General features: G+C 69.8%; 3 protein-coding genes and 1 pseudogene. All 4 read left to right on the top strand.

What is annotated here, in order from left to right; genetic code table 11:
* Positions 1-240, top strand: a pseudogene (locus WBP48_RS14275) (hypothetical protein); the annotation flags it as partial.
* 267 nt (positions 241-507) lie between these two features.
* Positions 508-927, top strand: a complete 420-nt coding sequence (locus tag WBP48_RS14270) for a hypothetical protein (RefSeq protein ID WP_424441420.1) — start codon at positions 508-510, stop codon at positions 925-927.
* Between the two features lies 1 nt (position 928).
* The gene (locus WBP48_RS14265; protein ID WP_424441419.1) at positions 929-1,339 is read left to right on the top strand and encodes a phage holin family protein; all 411 of its coding nucleotides are present in this window, start codon (positions 929-931) and stop codon (positions 1,337-1,339) included.
* Positions 1,329-1,525, top strand: a 197-nt coding sequence (locus WBP48_RS14260) for a hypothetical protein (protein ID WP_424441418.1), incomplete at its 3' end; no start/stop codon positions are given. The genes WBP48_RS14265 and WBP48_RS14260, both read left to right, overlap by 11 nt.

Raw genomic sequence — 1,525 nt, 5'->3', positions numbered from 1 at the left:
CTGCTCGGCCTCGACCTGCCCGAGCCGCGCGCTGCGGCGTACCGACGTGCACAACTCGCGCCCCCGGCATCCGTCCTCGGACACGCGGAACGCGCGGCCGCCGCACGCGTCGCCATCTCCCGTGAGGACGGTCTCGTCGCCGTCGGGGCGTGGCTGGCGGGTGGTGGGATCGCCGCGGTCGTGGCCGACGCGGTGGCCGAGGCCGAGCGAGCGCGCACCGGCATCCTGTTCGGCTCCTGACGCCGGGCCGTGATGTCGCCCGCGGCGGTCACGGCCCGCCCGCGTTCCGAAAGCAGGCTGAATCGACACGCGCCGACCTCACCGCGCTCCCGACGTGCGTTTCAGCCTGCTTTCGCATCACTGCGCCCGCACGGCACCGCGCCTAGCACAGCGGCAGCGGTCCCAGCCAGCCCCCGCCCGCGACGGATGCCGGAACAGGCATATGGGGCTACCCTGGTACGGACGAAGCACCACTGGTCGCACACGGGTCGAATGCGAGGAGACACCATGAGGGGCAAGATCGGGATCGTCGTGGGATTCGCCGCAGGGTACGTCCTGGGCTCCCGCGCCGGCCGTGAGCGCTACGAGCAGATCAAGTCCGGTTTCCTGAAGCTCTGGAACACGCCGCCCGTGCAGAAGCAGGTCGGCAAAGCGAAGGAGCTCGGCAAATCCGCCGCGCTGGCCCTGCCGACCGCGCTGTGGGACGGTGCCGTCAAGGTCACCAAGGCGGCGAGCAAGGTAGGGACTCCCGGCCAGAAGCTCGACTCCGTGATCGATGCCGGCAAGGACTCCGCCGCCGACGTGGCGCACGGTGCCGAGACGAGCGTCGCCGAGGTCAAGAAGGCCGCGGATGACGCGGTCGCCGAAGCCGAAGCCGGCGCCGAATCCGGCACCAAAGCCGCAGCCGAGAACGCCGCGGACGACTGAGATGAGCACGCCCCGTGGTTTCCGCGACCGCTCGGACGACAGTCTGCTGACGCTCATCGGCGAAGTGCCCGAGTTGGTGCGCAACCTCGTCATCGCCGAGATCGACTCGGCGAAGGCCTGGGCGGTGAAGACGGGCAAGGATGCCGGGGTGGGTGGCGCCTGGTTCCTGGTCGCGCTGTTCTGCCTCTTCTGGTCCATCCCGGCATTCGCCGCGTTCTTGATCATCGGGCTGAGTTCGTGGATGCCGGCGTGGCTCGCGAGCCTCATCGTCTTCGTGCTGGGCGTCGTCCTGGTGGTGGTCTTCGCTCTGCTGGGTCTGTTGCGTTTCAGGAAGCTCGCCCGCGCCGAAAACCCTGCGAAGGCCATCAAGGTCGACGCGCGCATCGTGAAGGACGTGGCCGATGAGTTCTGAGCTGTCCATTCCCCGCACCGCAGTGGCGATCGGGATCACCGACCCGGTGGAGCGGGCGCGCGCCGAGTTGAAGGCGGCGCTCGCCGCCATCGAGGAGAAGGCCAACGTGCCCAAGCGCGTCTCGTTGGCGACCGACCGCGGCGTCGCCGACGCCCGGGCGTTCGCGCGGCGCGATCCGGTCAAGGC

The organism is Microbacterium sp. (assembly GCF_049661145.1).
Taxonomy (GTDB): domain Bacteria; phylum Actinomycetota; class Actinomycetes; order Actinomycetales; family Microbacteriaceae; genus Microbacterium.
Note: the sequence above shows the minus strand (reverse complement) of the source record. Positions and strands in the feature narration are given on the sequence as shown.

What these genes read in the sequence shown, in the direction of transcription:
- WBP48_RS14270 (WP_424441420.1), top strand. Translation starts at nt 508, where the DNA reads ATGAGGGGCAAGATCGGGATCGTCGTGGGATTCGCCGCAGGGTACGTC.
- WBP48_RS14265 (WP_424441419.1), top strand. Translation starts at nt 929, where the DNA reads ATGAGCACGCCCCGTGGTTTCCGCGACCGCTCGGACGACAGTCTGCTG.